This window comes from Paraburkholderia sp. A3BS-1L (assembly GCF_051125215.1).
Taxonomy (GTDB): Bacteria; Pseudomonadota; Gammaproteobacteria; order Burkholderiales; family Burkholderiaceae; genus Paraburkholderia.
Genome location: NZ_CP120442.1, coordinates 522,687 through 540,475, shown reverse-complemented (window position 1 = coordinate 540,475; position 17,789 = coordinate 522,687). Strand labels below are relative to the sequence as shown.

16 protein-coding genes are annotated in these 17,789 nt (G+C 66.3%); 11 read left to right on the top strand and 5 right to left on the bottom strand.

Translation table 11 applies throughout. The features are described 5' to 3' along the window. Positions 1-9: 9 nt before the first annotated feature. Entirely contained in the window at positions 10-960 is a 951-nt protein-coding gene (gene secF / locus P5W99_RS02455) for a protein translocase subunit SecF (RefSeq protein ID WP_421042531.1), read from the top strand. Between the two features lie 108 nt (positions 961-1,068). Here the strand turns inward: secF and P5W99_RS02450 are convergent, their stop codons facing one another. After that, complete coding sequence (locus tag P5W99_RS02450; protein ID WP_421042671.1) at positions 1,069-1,551, bottom strand: YceI family protein; 483 nt, start codon at positions 1,549-1,551, stop codon at positions 1,069-1,071. A 585-nt stretch (positions 1,552-2,136) separates the two neighbouring features. Here P5W99_RS02450 and P5W99_RS02445 point away from each other — a divergent pair. The 6 genes from P5W99_RS02445 (at position 2,137) to P5W99_RS02420 (ending at position 10,053) form a co-directional block, all read left to right on the top strand. Beyond that, the gene (locus tag P5W99_RS02445; protein ID WP_421073886.1) at positions 2,137-2,988 is read left to right on the top strand and encodes a paraquat-inducible protein A; all 852 of its coding nucleotides are present in this window, start codon (positions 2,137-2,139) and stop codon (positions 2,986-2,988) included. A 34-nt stretch (positions 2,989-3,022) separates the two neighbouring features. Next, on the top strand, positions 3,023-3,685 hold the full coding sequence (locus P5W99_RS02440; protein ID WP_421042533.1) for a paraquat-inducible protein A: 663 nt from the start codon (positions 3,023-3,025) through the stop codon (positions 3,683-3,685). Further along, complete coding sequence (locus P5W99_RS02435) at positions 3,678-5,315, top strand: intermembrane transport protein PqiB (protein WP_421042534.1); 1,638 nt, start codon at positions 3,678-3,680, stop codon at positions 5,313-5,315. The genes P5W99_RS02440 and P5W99_RS02435 overlap by 8 nt, the downstream gene beginning before the upstream one ends. Next, positions 5,312-6,067 carry a PqiC family protein gene (locus P5W99_RS02430; protein WP_421042535.1) on the top strand — a complete coding sequence of 252 codons (756 nt, stop codon included), beginning with the start codon at positions 5,312-5,314 and terminating at the stop codon, positions 6,065-6,067. The genes P5W99_RS02435 and P5W99_RS02430 overlap by 4 nt, the downstream gene beginning before the upstream one ends. A gap of 246 nt (positions 6,068-6,313) precedes the next feature. After that, complete coding sequence (locus tag P5W99_RS02425; protein ID WP_421042536.1) at positions 6,314-8,503, top strand: site-specific recombinase; 2,190 nt, start codon at positions 6,314-6,316, stop codon at positions 8,501-8,503. Between the two features lie 221 nt (positions 8,504-8,724). Then, positions 8,725-10,053: a THUMP domain-containing class I SAM-dependent RNA methyltransferase gene (locus tag P5W99_RS02420; protein WP_421023048.1), complete on the top strand. Its 1,329-nt coding sequence runs from the start codon at positions 8,725-8,727 to the stop codon at positions 10,051-10,053. Positions 10,054-10,091: 38 nt separating this feature from the next. Here P5W99_RS02420 and P5W99_RS02415 read toward each other — a convergent pair whose 3' ends face one another. Further along, entirely contained in the window at positions 10,092-10,886 is a 795-nt protein-coding gene (locus tag P5W99_RS02415) for a glycosyltransferase family 2 protein (protein ID WP_421042537.1), read from the bottom strand. Between the two features lie 305 nt (positions 10,887-11,191). Here P5W99_RS02415 and P5W99_RS02410 point away from each other — a divergent pair, with 305 nt between their 5' ends. Both P5W99_RS02410 and P5W99_RS02405 read left to right on the top strand, forming a co-directional pair. Continuing rightward, positions 11,192-11,581 (top strand): VOC family protein, encoded by a 390-nt coding sequence (locus P5W99_RS02410; RefSeq protein ID WP_421023046.1) that lies wholly within the window; start codon positions 11,192-11,194, stop codon positions 11,579-11,581. Between the two features lie 188 nt (positions 11,582-11,769). After that, positions 11,770-12,456: a helix-turn-helix transcriptional regulator gene (locus tag P5W99_RS02405; RefSeq protein WP_421042538.1), complete on the top strand. Its 687-nt coding sequence runs from the start codon at positions 11,770-11,772 to the stop codon at positions 12,454-12,456. Positions 12,457-12,551: 95 nt separating this feature from the next. Here the strand turns inward: P5W99_RS02405 and P5W99_RS02400 are convergent, their stop codons facing one another. Genes P5W99_RS02400 through P5W99_RS02390 form a run of 3 tightly spaced genes read right to left on the bottom strand, consistent with a single transcriptional unit; the run spans position 12,552 to position 15,496 of the window. After that, positions 12,552-14,006 carry an NAD(P)(+) transhydrogenase (Re/Si-specific) subunit beta gene (locus P5W99_RS02400; RefSeq protein ID WP_421042672.1) on the bottom strand — a complete coding sequence of 485 codons (1,455 nt, stop codon included), beginning with the start codon at positions 14,004-14,006 and terminating at the stop codon, positions 12,552-12,554. Continuing rightward, entirely contained in the window at positions 14,006-14,332 is a 327-nt protein-coding gene (locus P5W99_RS02395) for an NAD(P) transhydrogenase subunit alpha (protein ID WP_413186317.1), read from the bottom strand. The genes P5W99_RS02400 and P5W99_RS02395 overlap by 1 nt, the downstream gene beginning before the upstream one ends. A gap of 12 nt (positions 14,333-14,344) precedes the next feature. Next, positions 14,345-15,496 (bottom strand): Re/Si-specific NAD(P)(+) transhydrogenase subunit alpha, encoded by a 1,152-nt coding sequence (locus P5W99_RS02390; RefSeq protein WP_421023044.1) that lies wholly within the window; start codon positions 15,494-15,496, stop codon positions 14,345-14,347. A gap of 309 nt (positions 15,497-15,805) precedes the next feature. Here P5W99_RS02390 and P5W99_RS02385 point away from each other — a divergent pair, with 309 nt between their 5' ends. Together P5W99_RS02385 and mnmA are read left to right on the top strand one after the other, a co-directional pair. Beyond that, entirely contained in the window at positions 15,806-16,309 is a 504-nt protein-coding gene (locus tag P5W99_RS02385; protein ID WP_421023043.1) for an NUDIX hydrolase, read from the top strand. Between the two features lie 24 nt (positions 16,310-16,333). Next, a complete protein-coding gene (gene mnmA / locus P5W99_RS02380) occupies positions 16,334-17,554 on the top strand; it encodes a tRNA 2-thiouridine(34) synthase MnmA (protein ID WP_421042540.1) in 1,221 nt (406 codons plus the stop codon). The last annotated feature ends 235 nt before the right edge of the window (positions 17,555-17,789 follow it).

Here is a 17,789-nt window from a genome sequence, read left to right as displayed (position 1 = left end):
GTCAAGAAAATGGAATTTTTCCGCATCCGCAAGGACATCCCGTTCATGAAGCACGCGTTGATCTTCAACGCGATTTCCTTCATCACGTTCATCGCGGCGGTGTTCTTCCTGTTTCACCGCGGCCTGCACCTGTCAATCGAGTTCACGGGCGGCACGGTCATCGAAGTGCAATACCCGCAGGCGGTCCCGCTCGAACCCGTGCGCGACTCGCTCGCGAAGATCGGCTATGGCGACGCCCAGGTGCAGAACTTCGGCACCTCGCGCGATGTGCTGATCCGCCTTCCGATCAAGCAGGGCCTCTCCTCGGCGCAGCAAAGCGATCTGGTGATGTCCACGCTCAAGACCGCGAATGCGCAGGTGCAGTTGCAGCGCGTGGAGTTCGTCGGTCCGCAGGTCGGCAAGGAGCTCGCCACCGACGGCCTGCTGGCGCTCGCGTGCGTGGTCGCCGGCATCATCATCTACCTGTCGTTCCGCTTCGAGTGGAAGTACGCCGTGGCCGGCGTGATCGCCAACCTGCACGACGTGGTGATCATTCTGGGCTTCTTCGCGTTCTTCCAGTGGGAGTTCTCGCTCTCCGTGCTCGCGGCGGTGCTCGCAGTGCTCGGTTATTCGGTGAACGAATCGGTCGTTATCTTCGACCGGATTCGCGAGACCTTCCGACGCGAGCGCAAGATGACCGTCATCGAAGTCATCAACCACGCGATCACGAGCACGATGTCGCGAACCATCATCACCCACGGCTGTACGGAAATGATGGTGCTCTCGATGTTCTTCTTCGGCGGCCCGACGCTGCACTACTTCGCGCTTGCGCTGACGGTGGGCATCCTGTTCGGCATCTACTCGTCGGTGTTCGTGTCCGCGTCGCTCTCGATGTGGCTCGGCGTGAAGCGCGAGGATCTCATCAAGGACAAGAAAGAGAAGTACGATCCGAACGATCCAAACGCGGGCGCCCAGGTTTAAACCCCGCGCGGCGTCGCATACGATCGAGCGCGATCGAACGCAATGGAAAGCAAAAAGCCGGTTCTCGCGAACCGGCTTTTTTTTCGCGCGTTGCTCACTCGTTGGCCGCTACTTGCGCGTGACGACGATGTGAAACTTGATCAGCACTTCGTCCGCAACGGTCGAGGTGTCCTTCCACTCTCCCGTGCCGATGTCGAACGCGAGCCGATGAATGGGCAGCGTGCCGTCGAAGGTCTGCGTCGCGCCCTGCTGGGTGAGCACGACCGGCACCACGACGGGCTGCGTATGCCCCTTGATCGTCATGTTGCCGCTCACGCCGTACTGGTTCGGACCCGTCGGCGTGATCGACGTGGAGACGAAAGTGGCCTGCGGGTAGGCCTTCGCGTCGAACCATTGGGGACCGCGCACCGAGTCGTTGTAGCTCGCGTCGCCGAGATCGTAGCTGCCCGTATCGACCGTCAGGCGCGCCGTGCCCGCCGCCGGCTTCGCCGGATCGAAGTTGATCTGCGCATCGAACTTCGTGAAGCGGCCCTCCACGGGCACGCTCATTTGCCGCGAGACGGCCACGATCGTGCTCTTGCCCGCGTCCATTTGCGCCCAGACCGCGCTGCTCGCGGCCAGCAGCACCGGCACCACGAGCACGCGGGTCACGATGGGCACGGCACGTGCGAGCGCCGCCCGCACCTTGCCCGCGCGCGCCCGGCCTCCAGCCAAACGCGCGATTGCGATCAATGCTTCCATGCTCTTCCCCACCCCGGGCGCCGGGAGCCTCCGTCAATGGTACCCGCCGCCCGCGCGAGCCCTTGGAGGGATGGCCGGTCACTCGGCCGCTCAGAACGAAAGATAACCTGGCGCCGCGCATGCATGCACCTGCGGGATCGCGCATTGCTCCTCACGCGTGATGCAGTGCAACACGAGAGTGCGGCAAGGCCAGCGACGGTAAGCCCGGCTTGCCCACTTGCGCTGGCGCATGACTGGTGCGCGGCCGCCGTACGCAACTGCAACAAACATGGCACACTCTCGCGCCGCTCGGGCGGTGACATGGCCCGCCGCCTCCGCTCGTCGAAGCACGTATTGCCAGCCTCCTTTGGTAACATGGCCGGCAGTGCAGATGCCGTGCCGTTGCGGCACCAGCGCTTTTCGCTCCTTTCACGTCGTTTTGCGTCTTCCGCCCGCATGGCCCTGGACAATCTGATCGCGTGTCACGAATGCGACGCGCTCTACAAAAAGCCTCGCCTGCTCGGGCGACAAAGCGCACGCTGCACGCGTTGCGGCGCCACGCTCTATAGCAGCGCGTCGTCGCAACTCGACCGCATCTGCGCCATCACCGTCGCCGCGCTCGTCACGTTCGTCATCGCCCAGTCGTTTCCCATCATCGAGCTCGATGCCAACGGAATCGTCTCGCAGTCGAGCCTCTTCGGCGCGCTCGTGGTGCTGTGGAACGAGAACATGCAGATCGTCGCGGTGATGGTCTTTTGCGCCACCATCCTTAGCCCGCTCACGGAACTGGTCGCGCTGCTCTATGTACTCCTGCCGATCCGGCGCGGCGTCATTCCACCGGGATTCAACCTCGTGCTGCGCACGATCCAGTTCGTGCGTCCGTGGGGCATGCTCGAAGTCTTCATGCTGGGCGTGCTCATCACCATCGTGAAGATGGTGAGCCTTGCCCGCGTGATTCCGGAAACCGCGCTGTTCGCGTTCGGCACGCTCACGCTCATGATCACCGTGGTCCTGACCTTCGACGCACGCACGCTATGGGACATCGCCGACGACCTGCGCGAACGCCAGCGTGCCGCGCGGCTGGGCGGCGCCGGACCGGCGGACAGCGGAACGGGGTCGGGCGGCGGACCCGACATCGGCCCGGACGGACCAAGCGGTCCAAGCGGTCCAAGCGGTCCAAGCGGACCAAGCGGACCAAACGGCCCGAAGCTCCCGAACCACCCGCTCTCCAGCCCCGAAATTCGCGATCCGGCCGTGCCGAAGCAGCCCGGCGGCAGCGCCGACGCCTCTGGCTTGAGCCCGCGATGAACCCAACGAACCCCCAGCGCACCGAGGCAACCCGATGAAATTCGTCACCGCCAGCGACGCCGGCCTCGTCTCCTGCCACGCCTGCGGCCACGTGCAACCGCGCGAGCGCCAGGCCGCCCATATACGCTGTGCGCGCTGCCACTCGCCGATGCACGTGCGCAACCCCGACAGCCTCACGCGCACCTGGGCGCTGCTGTTCGCCGCCGCGATCCTGTACATTCCCGCGAATCTGCTGCCGGTGATGCACACGGCCTCGCTCGTCGGCGACGAGGACGACACCATCATGAGCGGCGTCGCCTACTTCTGGACCTCGGGCGACGCACCGCTCGCGGTGATCGTCTTCATCGCGAGCATTCTTGTGCCCATGCTCAAGCTCTCCGTGCTCGCGCTGCTTTGCATCACGGCGCAGCGCCGCTCCCGGTGGCGCCCCGCCGAGCGCACGAAGCTCTACAGGCTCGTCGAGTTCATCGGCCGCTGGTCGATGCTGGACGTGTTCGTTGTCACACTGACCGTCGCGCTGGTACGCTTCCATTCGCTTGCGGTGATTACGGCGGGACCCGGCGCGATTGCGTTCGGCTCGGTCGTGGTACTGACGATGCTGGCGTCGATGCAGTTCGATCCGCGCCTCATCTGGGATCCGGTAGACGAAGACAAACAGCAACCGCCGCAACACTCTCAGGATCGCCCTCATGAATAGTCCGCAAGGACCGAACCCGCCTTCAGGAGGCGGCTCGCTGCCGCCTGACCTCCCCGAGCCGGACATCGTCAAGCCGAGGCGCTGGCTCCCCTCCCTCGTCTGGATCGTGCCGCTCGTCGCGGCGCTGATCGGCATCGCACTCGTGGTGAAATCGGTGACCTCGCGCGGCCCGACCATCACGATCAGCTTCCTGAGCGCCGAGGGACTGGAGCCTGGCAAAACCAAGGTCAAATACAAGGACGTCGACATCGGCTCGGTACGTGCCATCAAGCTTTCGCCGAATCTCTCGCGCGTGCTGGTGACCGTGGAGCTCACCAAGGACGCCGAAAAATTCGCCAAAAAGGACAGCCACTTCTGGGTTGTGCGCGCGCGCATCGGCGCGAGCGGCGTCTCAGGTCTCGGCACGCTGCTCTCGGGCTCCTACATTGGCGCCGACCCGGGCCGCTCGGAAGATACCGCGAGCGACTTCGTCGGGCTTGAGACGCCTCCCGCCGTGACCATCGACGAAAAGGGCCACCGCTACACGCTGCATAGCGAAGCGCTCGGCTCGCTCGACATCGGCACGCCCATTTTCTACCGGCGCATCCAGGTGGGCCAGGTAACGGGCTACTCGCTCGACAAGGACGGCAACGGCGTCACGGTGCAGGTGTTCGTGAGCGCGCCCTACGATCAGTACGTGGGCACCAACACGCGCTGGTGGCACGCGAGCGGCGTAAATGTGCAGCTCGATTCGAACGGCATCAAGATCAACACGCAATCGCTCGCGACCGTGGTGGTAGGCGGCCTCGCGTTCCAGGCGCCGTCGGGTCAGGGAATGGGCCCGCAGGCACCCGACAACTCGACCTTCACGCTCGCCGCCGACGAGGCCGAAGCCATGCGCGAGCCGGACGGCGCGCCGCAGCGCGTGGTGATGTACTTCAACCAGTCGCTGCGCGGCCTTTCGGTAGGCGCACCAGTCGACTTCCGCGGCATCGTGCTCGGCCAGGTGACGGGCATCGGCATCGAGTACGACCCGAAGGAGCGCAACTTCACGATGCCGGTGACGATGGACCTGTATCCGCAACGCCTCGCACGACGCATTCACGGCGAGGCGCCCGTACCGGGCACGCCGCAAGGCCAGGAGCTCGTCAAGCGGCTGGTCGCGCGCGGCCTGCGCGGTCAGTTGCGCACCGGCAACCTGATCACCGGCCAGCTCTACGTCGCGCTCGACATCTTCCCGAAGGCGCCAGCCGCGAAGGTGGACTTCGACCACGTCCCGATGGAACTGCCGACGATCCCGAACTCGCTCGAGGAACTGCAGGCACAAGTCGCCGACATCGCGAAGAAGCTCGACAAGATCCCGTTCGATCAGATCGGCAACAACCTGAACGACTCGCTGAAGAACGCGAACGAGTTGTTCGGCAAGGTCAACGACGAGATTCTGCCGCAGATGCGCGGCACGCTCGACCAGGCGCAGAAGACCTTCAACGCCGCGCAGTCCACGCTGCAGCAGGATTCGCCGCTGCAATCGGACGTGCATCAGGCGCTGCAGGAACTCACGCGCACGCTGCAATCCCTCAACGCGCTCTCCGACTATCTGGAGCGTCATCCCGAATCGCTGCTGCGCGGCAAATCAGGAGACAAGCCATGACGTTTCGCCGGCTCCCCCTGCGGCTCCCGGCAGCCCCGGCCCCAGCCCTCTCAGCACTCGCCCTCGTGGCCGCGTTCGCGGGCTGCGCCTCGCCCGGCAGCCGCTTCTACACGCTGAGCCCCACTGACGACGCCGCGCACGCGAGCGTCGCCTCGACCACGGGCAATCAAGCTTTGCTCGTGGCGGTGGCACCGGTCGACGTCCCGCCGCAAGTCGCGAAGCTGCAGTTCGTCGTGCAGAACGACGCCAACCAGGTCAAGGTGCTCGAGCAGGAACGCTGGGCCTCGCTGCCCGGAGACGAAATCCGCCGCGCGCTCTCCGGCGATCTCACCCAGCAGCTCGGCGCCATCGACGTGTACGGCTCGCCGCATCCCGAGGGCGTGCCGGTCTATCGCGTGAGCGTGAACGTGCAGCGCTTCGAATCGTGGCCGGGCTCGCATGCCCTCATCGACGCGGTCTGGAGCGTGCGCGCACTCGACTCACAGACGGTCATGACCTGCCGCAGCGTGCTCAACGAACCCGTCGGCGACGGCTATGACGCGCTCGTAGTCGGCCACCGGCGCGCGGTGGCGGCGCTCTCGCAGGCCATCGCGAGCGGCGTGCGCACGCTCGCCGCCGCGCCGCAGGCGAGCGCGACGTCCAGCACCAGGACCACGGCGAAGAACGGCGCGAAGGCCTCTTCCGCGCACCTGCCGCCCGCGACCAGCATCGCCTGCCCGCAGGCCGTGTCCACCGCCGCAACGGCCGGCTGAGTCCCAGCGCGGGCACCCGAGCGGACGCGGCCCGCCGCGTCCGTATTCGCGTTCCCTCCGGCTCCGGGCATGCGCAATAGTACACGCTAGGTGCCCACCGGCTTGGCCTCCGCCCCTGTGCGCCAACGTCCACGCCGAGCTCTCGCGCCCTATGGATGGTCCCGGAGCCGATGTCGCTGGCCAACCACCCTCCCGCTTCAGCGGGTTAGTTCAATGTCGCTTTACCCTACTGCCTGACGCATTGGTATGTTTCGTTCGCTCAAGACGCTCTGGAAAAAATGGCGCGCTTCGCGCAGCGCAGTTCAGCAACTCGATGCGCTGCTCGCCATCGCGGATGCCGATGCCCCCTACGCGGAACGCAGCGACTGGCTGATCGAACTCGCACACTGGATCCACCGGCGCGGCCAGCTCGACGCCGATGCCATCGCAGCCGCCGCCAGCGCGCCCGATGCGCCGCTGCGCGCGCCGCCCGAGCATGCGCGCGTGCGCTACCTGCTGCACGTGCTGGACCGCAATCCGGCATGGAAGGCCAACGTCGGCGCGATGGTGCGCAAGCTGCTGCGCGAAAGCGACAGCATCACCCTGCTCTGCGACGCAGGCATGCCGGTCCACTCGAACCTGTTCGGCGCGCTCGTGGGCCGGATGCAGGCGCAGTTGATCCCGCCCGCGCCGAACCGCCGCGACCTCGCGGCGCTCTTCACGCTGATGTTCCCGTCGACCCACGACCCCGAGTGGATCGCCACACTGCCGCGCGACCTGCTCGCCCGGCTGCGGACCCTGATCGCCGAGCCCGGCGCGGTGCAGCCGGAAGCGGCGGTCGAACCCGCCGTCGTCCCGGCCCAGCTTCCCGACGAAGACGGCGCGGGCGCCGCGCGCCTTGTCGCTTCAGCAGCGCTGCCCAACGAGTTCTCGCTGGACCTGCTCACGGCGCTGCACAACCTGACCTGCCAGATCAGCTCGACGGGTCTCTCGCCGACGGTGCGCAGCCGCCTTTCGAACGAAGACGCGCACGTCGCCGTCGAAAAGCTGTCGTTCTTCCGCCTCACGCGCGCGATGCTCGCAGTGGAAAACGCACGTGACGCGGGCAAGCCCACGCGGCTGCTGCAGGAAGTGACGTGGCTGCGCCTCTTGCTCGACGACTGCCGCAAAGCCACCGACGGCGTCTTCGCGCATCTCTACCGCCACGGCGTGCGCGTGGACACGGTGTTCCAGGTCCAGCGCATGCGCATGCGCATCGTGCGCGCGGAGCGTCTGCTCGACGCGTGGATGGCCGCCGACGATCCCGCGACGCAGGCGCGCCTCGTTGCCGATCTCGTCCGCGCGAACCAGAAAAGCCAGAGCATGGCCCACCTCGTGCGCAGCAACTTCGCGCTGCTTTCGCGCAAGGTGGTGGAGCTCTCCGCCGACACGGGCGAGCATTACATCGCGCGCGACCGTGCCGAATACCTCACGATGCTGCGCATGGCGGCGGGCGGCGGCCTCGTCACGGCGGTGACGGTCTTCGTGAAATTCGGCATCACGGGCGCGCACCTGCCCGCGATGATCGAAGGGCTCTTCGCGGGTATCAACTACGCGCTGAGCTTTCTCGTCATGCACTTCTGCCACTTTTCGCTCGCGACCAAGCAGCCCGCGATGACCGCGCCCACGCTCGCGCGCGAACTCGACGGTGCCAACGAGCCCGCGGGGCGCGCGCGCTTCGTGTCGTCGGTGGTGGCGCTGATCCGCACCCAGGCCGCCGCCGTGCTCGGCAACGTGCTGCTCGTATTCCCGGCCTGTCTCGCGATCCAGCTCGCGTTCGGCTGGCTGTTCCACGCGAACCTGATCGCGCCGGAGAAGGCGCACGCAACGCTCCAGTCGTTCTCGCTGATCGGCCCGACGCCGTTCTACGCCGCGCTCACCGGCGTGCTGCTGTGGGCGTCGAGTCTGTTCGCCGGCTGGGCCGACAACTGGTTCGTGCTGCATCGCGTCGAGGACGCGCTCGCGTGGAACCGGCGCCTGCGCATGACGCTGGGCGCACCGGGCGCCGCGCGCCTCGCACGCTTTTGCCGCGTGAACGTGGCGGGCGTATGGGGCAACGTCGTGCTGGGCATGATGCTCGGCCTCGTGCCGGCGATTGTTTCGGCCGTCGCGTTCCACTTCGAAGTGCGCCACGTGACGCTCTCGGCGGGCTCGATCGGCGTGGCGCTCGGCGTGCTCGGCACGGCTGCGCTCAAAACCGGCGAGCTCTGGTGGGCCGTGGCCGGCGTGGCGAGCATGGCCGTCCTCAACGTGACGGTGAGCTTCGCGCTCGCGCTGCACATGGCGGTGCGCTCACGCGACCTCGGGCGCCAGGACGTGCGTCCGCTCATGCGTGCGTTCTGGCGGCGCGTGACGCGCCATCCGATCGATCTGGTGTGGCCGATCCGGCGGGGGCGCGGCGCGAATCAGGAGGGCTGAAAGCCAATGAACGGCATCGTGCCGTGAGCTGACGGACGATAAGACGGGATGGGCGTGGAAAACGCCCCGAGCATTGGCGCGGCATGCAAACCCAGTGGAATCTTTGGCAAGTCCGCCGGCCCTCGCGTGAGAATCAGGCCGCTCGCACGGCCAGCCGCCTGAAGGGACTCACGCCAACCCGCGTACAATAGCGCCTTCCTCGCAGCGTCCCCTCTCTTCTCATGTCTTTCGATTTCTTTGCTCCCTGCCCGCGCGGCCTCGAAGCCCCGCTCGCCGCCGAACTGGCCGAAATCGCGCAGCGGCGCCTGCCGCCCGGCGCGCTCCAGGTGGGCGCCGAAGTGCCCGGCGGCGTGCATTTTCGCGGCAACTGGGCCGGCGGCATGGCCGCGAACCTGCATTCGCGCATTGCCAGCCGCGTGCTCCTGAAAATCGCCCAGCGGCCCTATCGCGGCGAGCAGGACATCTATGCGCTCGCGCGCGAGCAGCAATGGGAAAAATGGTTCTCGCCGAACGAGACCATCCGCATCGACATCACCGCGATCAAGTCGCCGCTGCGCAGCCTCGAATTCGCCACCCTGCGCGTGAAGGACGCGATCTGCGACCGCATGCGCGACAAGGCCGGCGCGCGCCCCAGCGTCGATACTGCCTATCCCGACGTGCGCGTGTTCGCCTTCCTCACCGCGAACGATTGCACGCTCTACCTCGACACCTCGGGCGAGCCGCTCTTCAAGCGCGGCTGGCGTCTGGACAAGGGCGCCGCGCCCCTGCGCGAGAATCTCGCCGCCGGCATCCTGCGCCTCACGGGCTGGACGCCCGAGATGCCGCTCTATGACCCGATGTGCGGCAGCGGCACGTTCCTGGCGGAAGCCGCCCAGGTCGCGCTCGACATCGCGCCGGGGCTGTCGCGCAGCTTCGGCTTCGAGCGTCTGAAGCAGGCCGACACCGCCGCGTGGCGCCATCTGAAGAGCGAGGCGAACACGTTGCGCAACACCGCCATGAGCCGCGCGACGGAGCTGCGCATTTTCGGCAGCGACATTTCCGACGTCATGCTGGAGAAGGCGCGCGCCAACTTCGCGCGCGCGGGTCTTGGCGAGGTGCCGCTCAAGCAGCTCGATGCGCGCAACATGACGCCGCCCGCAGAAGGCAACGGGATTCTCGTGGCGAATCCGCCGTATGGCGAGCGTATCGAGGTGCGCGGGCGCAACGCGCGCGGCGAAGCCCGCGCGCCACGCAGCGACGACTACGAGGAGCAAGAGGCCTTCCGCCGCGTCCATACCGACGCACCCGACGCCGAATTCTTCCAGGCGCTCGGCGACGCGCTCAAGCAGCGCTTCACGGGCTGGCGCGCGTTCTTCCTGACCTCGGACCGCAAGCTGCCTGGGCAGCTGCGTCTGCGCGAAGCGGCCAAGACGCCGCTCTTCAACGGCGCGCTCGAATGCCGCCTGTTCCGCTTCGACCTGATCGCGGGCAGCGTGCGCCAGCGCCCTGCCGGCGCCGGCCAGGACGCCGCCGCTGGCAAGAACCCGGACAGCGCCGGCCCAAACAGCTAACGAGCCGCACGATGTAACCCCTGCGCCGCGTCCGCGTTTCAGACGCGCGCAGGCCCGACCGCCGCTCCGCCCGGTTCGACGGGCAGCGGATATCCTTGGTACTCCGGAAAGAGTCTAGGCAGCAGGAAGACCGGCAGCGAATGCCGCGAAAAGCAGCGCGACGTGGAAGCCGGGTGAATCAGATGCAGGCAGCTCGCCTGGGTGTCGTCGGCGGCGAGCACTTTCTGTCCCGACTCCACCACGCGGCGGATGAAGCTCTCGTCTTCGCCGAGGTTGACGTCGTCAAAGCGCGCGATGTCGAAGAGCGCCTTGCGGTAAACGTATGCGAAGCCATAGAAAAGAATGAAATCGGCGCCGATCTGCATCTTCTCGTGGAAGGTCACCGTGCCCACTTCCTTGCCCTTGAGCACGTAATGCAGGCCCACGCGCGCATTCAGGTCCATATAGCCCAGAAACTGCGTATGCGGCGCGTACATCCAGAACGTCGATAGCTTCATGAGCTGCGCGCCGCTTTCGCGCAACAGCCGCGCCATGGTCGCGAGATAGTGCGAGGCGTAATGATCGTCGTCGTCGAAATGGGCGATCAACTCGCCGCGCGACTCGCCCACGAGGAAATTGCGCTTCGCGCCGATCGACATGGGCGTCTTCGACCAGTAGTAGCGCACGCGCGGGTCGGTGTCGGCGAGTTGGCGCATGAAGGCGCTGGGCTGGGGGCTGTCGTCGAGCACGAGCCACTCCCAGTCGACCTGCTGACGCGCCACACAGCGCGCGATCGCCGGCAGAAAGGCCTCGCGGTTGGCCGTGGGCGTGATGATGGAGATGTTTGGAGACATGAAGCGCAAGGCAGGCCACGAGCCGCCGGATCGAGAGAACAAGGAAGAATCAATCCGTCGATTACAGCAGATTTGCGCGCGCCTCTCTCTCGAAAACGCCTGCCGGCATGGCGCGGCGCAGCGCGGTGAACGTGCTGTCAAAGCTACTGACAACACGTTGTCAGTAGCCCCACGGCACACTCCTTCCTACGCCAGCCCGCGCGACATCAAGTGCGTTGCGGGCAGGCCGGCGCCACGGCATCCCGCCAGCCGCCGCCATTTCACCGCATCCGCCATCGACACCATTGGCATCCGAGGAGCGCATCATGTCGACCGAAGTTTCCCGTGTCATCTCGTGGTTCGAAATCCCCGCACACGATCTGGACCGTGCCGCCACCTTTTACGAAACCGCCCTTGATACGTCGCTGCAGCGCGAAGTGGTCGGCGGCGTGCCGATGGCGCTGTTCTCGCATACGGAAGCCGAAACCGGCGGCTGCATCGTGTTTAATCCGCGCGACGCCAAGCCGGACCCGAAAGGCGTGCTCGTGTATCTGAACGCGCAGCCGTCGATCACGGCCGTGCTCGAGCGCGTGGAAAAGGCCGGCGGCAAGAAGCAGGGCCCTGCCGTGGAGCTGCCCAACAACTACGGCTATATCGGCTTCTTCATCGATACCGAAGGCAACCGCGTCGGCTTGCACGCTGCCAAGCTGGGCTGAGCGCTGGGGCGCTATCATCCTCGGGACCGTTTCCGGTCATGCTTGCGGCCACACGGTTCTTCGCTGTCCGGACCGGCCGTTTTAAGCGGCCGTTTTAAGCGGCCGTTTTAAGCGGCCATCCCAACTGGCCGTCCGAGCTGCCCGTCCGAACCCGTCGACCGTTCTGGCCCACCCCCAACGACCCACCCATGACCCGCCGAGCCGACCGCCTGTTCCGCATCGCCGAGCTGCTGCGCGGCCGCCGTCTCACCACCGCGCAGCAGCTCGCGCAGTGGCTCGAGGTGTCGCCGCGCACCGTCTATCGCGACGTGCGCGACCTGCAGCTTTCGGGCGTGCCGATCGAAGGCGAAGCGGGCATCGGCTACCGGCTCGCGCGCACGGCAAGCCTGCCGCCGCTCACCTTCACGGCCGACGAGCTCACCGCGCTCGCCGTGGGCGCGCGCATGGCCGAATCGTGGGGCGGCGCGGTGCTCGCGGGCGGGGCGCGCGGCGCGCTCGCGAAGATCGCCGCGGCCATGCCCGCCGACAAGCGCGCGGTGCTCGAACGCATCGCCGTGTTCGTGCCGTCGTATCACGTCGATCCCGCGTATTCGGAGAAAGTGGACGCGCTGCATCGCGCCGTCGATTCGCGGCTGGTGGTGCGCTTCGCGTATTGCGACCGCATCGGCGCGCATACGCAGCGGCGCATCTGGCCGCTCGGGCTCGTGTACTGGGGGGCGCAGTGGACAATCGGCGCGTGGTGCGAAATGCGGGAGGATTTCCGCAACTTCAACATCGCGCGGATGAACGACGTGGAAGTGCTCGAGCCGTTTCCCGACGTGAGCGGGAGACGGCTCGGCGATTATTTGCGGCGCGTAGAAGCACCGTCGACGTAACACCGCGCGGGGTACGCGTGACGGTCTGATACAGGCGTAAAAAAAGCGCGCATCGCTGCGCGCTTTGTGTAGCCAGGAAACTTCGGCGATGGCGCTTATTCCACCGCCTTCACCATCTCCTCGATCACCTTCTTCGCGTCGCCGAACACCATCATGGTCTTGTCCATGTAGAACAGTTCGTTGTCGAGACCGGCATAGCCCGCCGCCATCGAGCGCTTGTTCACGATGATCGTGCGCGCCTTGTAGGCCTCGATGATCGGCATGCCCGCGATCGGCGACTTCGGATCGTTCTTCGCCGCCGGATTCACCACGTCGTTCGCGCCCAGCACCAGCACCACGTCGGTCTGGCCGAACTCGTTGTTGATGTCCTCCATCTCGAACACCATGTCGTAGGGCACTTCCGCTTCCGCGAGCAGCACGTTCATGTGGCCCGGCATGCGGCCCGCCACGGGGTGAATGGCGTAGCGCACGTCCACGCCCTTCTCCACCAGCTTGTCCGTGAGCTCCTTCAAGGCATGCTGCGCGCGCGCGACCGCCAGCCCGTAGCCCGGCACGATCACGACGCTCTCGGCATTGCCCAGCATGAACGCGGCGTCGTCGGCCGAACCCGACTTCACCGGACGCTGCTCCTGCGCGCCGGCCGACGACGCCCCACCCGCCTCGGCGCCAAAGCCGCCCAGCAGCACGTTGAAGAACGAACGGTTCATCGCGTGGCACATGATGTACGAGAGAATCGCGCCCGACGAGCCCACCAGCGAGCCCGCGATGATCAGCATCGCGTTGTTCAGCGAGAAGCCGATACCCGCCGCCGCCCAGCCCGAGTACGAGTTCAGCATCGACACCACGACGGGCATGTCCGCCCCGCCGATCGGGATGATGATGAGCACACCGAGCGCGAACGCGATCGCCGTCATGATGATGAACGGCAGCCACGACTGCGTGAGGAAGAACAGAATGCCGAAGCCGATCATGCCCAGCGCGAGCATCAGGTTGATCAGGTGCTGCCCCGGATAAACGACCGGGGCGCCCTGGAACAGGCGGAACTTGTACTTGCCCGAGAGCTTGCCGAAGGCGATCACCGAACCCGAGAACGTGATCGCGCCCACGAAGGTGCCGATGAACAGTTCGATGCGGTTGCCGTAAGGCAGGAAGCCCGGATACGGCGCGTCCTCGGCCACGAGCCCGAACGCGGCCGGCTCCGAGACCACCGCATACGCGATGCACACCGCCGCGAGACCGATCAGCGAGTGCATGGCGGCAACGAGCTCCGGCATCTTGGTCATCTCGACGCGCGCGGCCACGAATGCCCCCAGGCCGCCGCCCACCACCAGTGCCCCGAACAGCAGCCCGAGGCCGAGCCCGAGGTTCGAGCCGAACTGGGCCGACTGCTTCGCAATCAGCGCAACCGTGGTGAGAATGGCGATGGCCATGCCAACCATGCCGAACATGTTGCCGGCGCGCGCGGTGCGCGGGTTCGAGAGACCCTTGAGCGCCTGGATAAAGCAGACCGACGCCACCAGATAGAGCAGCGTAACGACGTTCATGCTCATCATGCGCCCTCCTTGCTGCCGGACGCGGCCTTCTTCGGCTCCTTCTTGCGGAACATTTCGAGCATGCGCCGCGTGACGAGGAAGCCGCCGAACACGTTCACCGCTGCGAGCAGCACGGCGAAGGTGCCGAAGAACTTGCCCGCGCCACCCACCGTGAGGCCGGTCGCCAGCATCGCGCCCACGATCACGATGGCCGAGATCGCGTTGGTAACGGCCATGAGCGGCGTATGCAGCGCGGGCGTGACGTTCCACACGACGTGATAGCCCACATACACGGCCAGCACGAAGATGATCAGGTTGATGACGGTATGGTTGATCAGTTCCATTGCCGGGTCTCCTCAGGTCTTGCGCGTGACGGTGCCGTCGCGGGCCAGCAGCGTGGCCGCGACGATGTCGTCCGCGAGATCGATATTGAGCGCGCCTTCCTTCGTGACGATCAGCTTCAGGAAGTCGAGCAGGTTGCGCGCGTAGAGCGACGAGGCATCGGCGGCCACCATCGACGCGAGATTCGTGTAGCCGCAGATCTGCACGCCGTGGTGCGTGACCACCTTGTCTGCTTCGGTGAGCGGACAGTTGCCGCCGCGCCGGCCGGTGGCCGGATCGGCGACGGGGCCGCGCCCGGCCGCGAGGTCGATCACGACCGAGCCCGGCTTCATCGCCTGCACGGTGTCGGCGGGCAGCAGCGTGGGCGCGTCGCGGCCCGGGATCAGCGCGGTCGAGATGACGATATCGGCCTGCTTCGCGCGCTCGTGCACCAGCGCCGACTGGCGCGCGAGCCACGAGGGCGGCATCGGGCGCGCGTAGCCGCCCACGCCCTGCGCCGCTTCGCGCTCCTCATCGGTTTCGTAGGGCACGTCGATGAATTTCGCGCCCAGCGACTCGATCTGCTCTTTCACCGCCGGACGCACGTCCGAAGCCTCGATCACGGCGCCCAGACGCTTCGCGGTGGCGATCGCCTGCAAGCCCGCCACGCCCGCGCCGAGGATCAGCACGCGCGCGGCCTTCACCGTGCCGGCCGCCGTCATGAGCATCGGCATGAAGCGCGGATAAAGATTGGACGCCACGAGCACCGCCTTGTAGCCGGCAATGTTGGCCTGCGAGGACAGCACGTCGAGACTCTGCGCGCGCGTGGTGCGCGGCGCGGCTTCGAGCGCGAACGCCGTCACGCCCGCTTCGGCGAGCTTCTGGGCATTTTCCGCATTGAAGGGATCGAGCATGCCGACCAGCACCGCACCGCGCTTCATGAACGCGAGCTCGCTGACCGAGGGCGACTGGACCTTGAGCACGAGCTCGGCGCCGAAGGCGGCGGCCGCGTCGGCGATCTGCGCGCCCGCGGCCGTGTAGGCCTCGTCGGGAAAGCTCGCGCCAACGCCGGCGCCTGCCTGAATAGTGACCGTGTGACCCTGCGCGACGTACTTCTTGACTGTCTCCGGCGTCGCGGCCACGCGGGTTTCGTTCGCCCGCGTCTCTGCGGGCACTCCGATATGCATCGCTGTTTCCTCCTCGACCTGCTTTCTTTCTAATCTGGCTCTAATCGAGCGGAGTGAAGCCGGCGAGGCCCGCCGGCTTTCTATTGCAACGGCAAACTGCCGCACCACTTTAACCGAAACCGCGAGCGCGACTGAAGCCGAAATTGCGCGTTTTTGTGCACTGCACACAACACTTTTAGATGTCCGACCGGACGGTCGACGATACCCCGCATAGGGCGCCTTCGTGTCCCCATGCGCACTGGATAGCGGGACCGGGCGCGCGATCCGGCCCCCGGCAGTCTTGGGCGGGTGCCGGTAAAATAGCGGCCCATGAATGATGAAACCTGGGCACCCCACGTCACCGTGGCGTCAATCGTCGAGCGCGACGGGCGCTTTCTGCTCGTCGAGGAGCACACGCCGGCCGGCTTGCGCCTGAATCAGCCCGCCGGGCATCTGGAAGCCGGCGAGACGCTCCACGAGGCGGTCGTGCGCGAAACGCTCGAAGAAACCGCTTATGCGTTCGCGCCCGAGGCACTGGTCGGCATGTACATGACACATTTCGGCAAGCCCGGTGAAAGCGGCACGACATATCTGCGCTTCACTTACTGCGGCAGCGTCGCGAGCGAGCCGCAGCCGCGCGCGCTCGATCCGGACATCGTCCGCGCGCTGTGGATGAGCGCCGATGAGCTGCGCGCCGCGAGCGCGCGCCACCGCACGCCGCTCGTCATGCAATGCGTCGACGATTACCTCGCGGGCAAGCGCGTGCCGCTCGATTTCGTGCATACCCACGCGGTCGGGCCGAAGGCAGGTCCGAAAGTGAAACCCCGGGATTGAAAGCAGCAACAAGGCAGCAGACAAATGAGCAAACGTAAGGTCGTGGTAGGCATGTCGGGCGGCGTCGATTCGTCGGTTACCGCATGGCTGCTCAAGGAGCAGGGGTTCGACGTCGTCGGTCTCTTCATGAAGAACTGGGAAGACGACGACGACGGCGAGTACTGCTCGACGCGCCAGGACTGGATCGACGTGGTGTCGGTCGCGGACCTGATCGGCATCGACGTCGAGGCGGTCAACTTCGCCGCCGAGTACAAGGACCGCGTGTTTGCGGAGTTCCTGCGCGAATACTCGGCGGGCCGCACGCCGAACCCCGACGTGCTCTGCAACGCCGAGATCAAGTTCAAGGCCTTCCTCGATCACGCGATGTCACTGGGCGCGCAAACCATCGCCACGGGCCATTACGCGCGCGTGCGTCAGAACGAACGCAACGGACGCTTCGAACTGCTGAAGGCGCTCGATCACACGAAAGATCAGTCGTACTTCCTGCATCGCCTGAACCAGGCGCAGCTTTCGAAGACGATGTTCCCTCTGGGCGAAATTCCCAAGACGAAGGTGCGCGAGATCGCCGAACAGATCGGCTTGCCGAACGCGAAGAAAAAGGATTCGACTGGCATCTGCTTCATTGGCGAGCGGCCGTTCCGCGATTTCCTGAACCGCTATCTGCCCACGAAGCCCGGCCCGATGATGACGCCCGAAGGCAAGGTCGTGGGCGAGCATATCGGCCTCGCGTTCTATACGTTCGGGCAGCGCAAGGGCATTGGCCTGGGCGGCAGCAAGGACGGCAGCGGCGACCCGTGGTTCGTGGCGGGCAAGGACATGGCCGCCAATACGCTCTACGTCGTGCAGGGCCACGATCATCCGTGGCTGCTCGCGCACGAGCTGCGCGCGGGCAATGTGAGCTGGGTCGCGGGCGAGCCGCCCGCCGACGGCCATGCATGCGGCGCGAAAACGCGTTACCGCCAGGCCGACGCGCCCTGCACGTTCAAGGCCGCGTGCGTAGATGGGGAAAGCGGCGAAGGCCAGTTCGCGCTGCACTTCCCAAGCGCGCAATGGGCCGTGACACCGGGCCAGTCGGCGGTGCTCTACGACGGCGACGTGTGCCTCGGCGGCGGCATCATCGAAGCCGTGACGACGCTGGAGCCCCATGTGCCCGCCATGCCGCCCCCCGTCGCGCCGAAGAAAAAGCGCACGCCGCGCAAGAAATCGGCACAGTTCGCTGCCTCGGCCGCGCGAGATTTGGCTTAATTTCTGGCTTAAGGCCTGACACGAGCGCACTCGCGCGGCGCACCCGGCGCCGCGCGTTTTTCCCTCCTTACGATCGTACGATCGGCCCCTTCGGTTTCACGCCGGCTTTTTGTCTTCCTGCCGGCCAGATTCACCAACTTGCGGCATCATTCGGGCACCGTCGCGCCTCACCCGGGCGCGGCCGGCGCGCGCGGCCGCAACCCGCCTCGCGCAGCGAATCAAAAGATCGAGGAGT

What these genes read in the sequence shown, in the direction of transcription:
- P5W99_RS02430 (WP_421042535.1), top strand. Translation starts at nt 5,312, where the DNA reads ATGACGTTTCGCCGGCTCCCCCTGCGGCTCCCGGCAGCCCCGGCCCCA.
- P5W99_RS02440 (WP_421042533.1), top strand. Translation starts at nt 3,023, where the DNA reads ATGAAATTCGTCACCGCCAGCGACGCCGGCCTCGTCTCCTGCCACGCC.
- P5W99_RS02395 (WP_413186317.1), bottom strand. Translation starts at nt 14,332, where the DNA reads ATGGAACTGATCAACCATACCGTCATCAACCTGATCATCTTCGTGCTG.
- P5W99_RS02410 (WP_421023046.1), top strand. Translation starts at nt 11,192, where the DNA reads ATGTCGACCGAAGTTTCCCGTGTCATCTCGTGGTTCGAAATCCCCGCA.
- P5W99_RS02390 (WP_421023044.1), bottom strand. Translation starts at nt 15,496, where the DNA reads ATGCATATCGGAGTGCCCGCAGAGACGCGGGCGAACGAAACCCGCGTG.
- P5W99_RS02450 (WP_421042671.1), bottom strand. Translation starts at nt 1,551, where the DNA reads ATGGACGCGGGCAAGAGCACGATCGTGGCCGTCTCGCGGCAAATGAGC.
- P5W99_RS02435 (WP_421042534.1), top strand. Translation starts at nt 3,678, where the DNA reads ATGAATAGTCCGCAAGGACCGAACCCGCCTTCAGGAGGCGGCTCGCTG.
- secF (WP_421042531.1), top strand. Translation starts at nt 10, where the DNA reads ATGGAATTTTTCCGCATCCGCAAGGACATCCCGTTCATGAAGCACGCG.
- mnmA (WP_421042540.1), top strand. Translation starts at nt 16,334, where the DNA reads ATGAGCAAACGTAAGGTCGTGGTAGGCATGTCGGGCGGCGTCGATTCG.
- P5W99_RS02425 (WP_421042536.1), top strand. Translation starts at nt 6,314, where the DNA reads ATGTTTCGTTCGCTCAAGACGCTCTGGAAAAAATGGCGCGCTTCGCGC.
- P5W99_RS02385 (WP_421023043.1), top strand. Translation starts at nt 15,806, where the DNA reads ATGAATGATGAAACCTGGGCACCCCACGTCACCGTGGCGTCAATCGTC.
- P5W99_RS02400 (WP_421042672.1), bottom strand. Translation starts at nt 14,006, where the DNA reads ATGAGCATGAACGTCGTTACGCTGCTCTATCTGGTGGCGTCGGTCTGC.
- P5W99_RS02420 (WP_421023048.1), top strand. Translation starts at nt 8,725, where the DNA reads ATGTCTTTCGATTTCTTTGCTCCCTGCCCGCGCGGCCTCGAAGCCCCG.
- P5W99_RS02405 (WP_421042538.1), top strand. Translation starts at nt 11,770, where the DNA reads ATGACCCGCCGAGCCGACCGCCTGTTCCGCATCGCCGAGCTGCTGCGC.
- P5W99_RS02415 (WP_421042537.1), bottom strand. Translation starts at nt 10,886, where the DNA reads ATGTCTCCAAACATCTCCATCATCACGCCCACGGCCAACCGCGAGGCC.
- P5W99_RS02445 (WP_421073886.1), top strand. Translation starts at nt 2,137, where the DNA reads ATGGCCCTGGACAATCTGATCGCGTGTCACGAATGCGACGCGCTCTAC.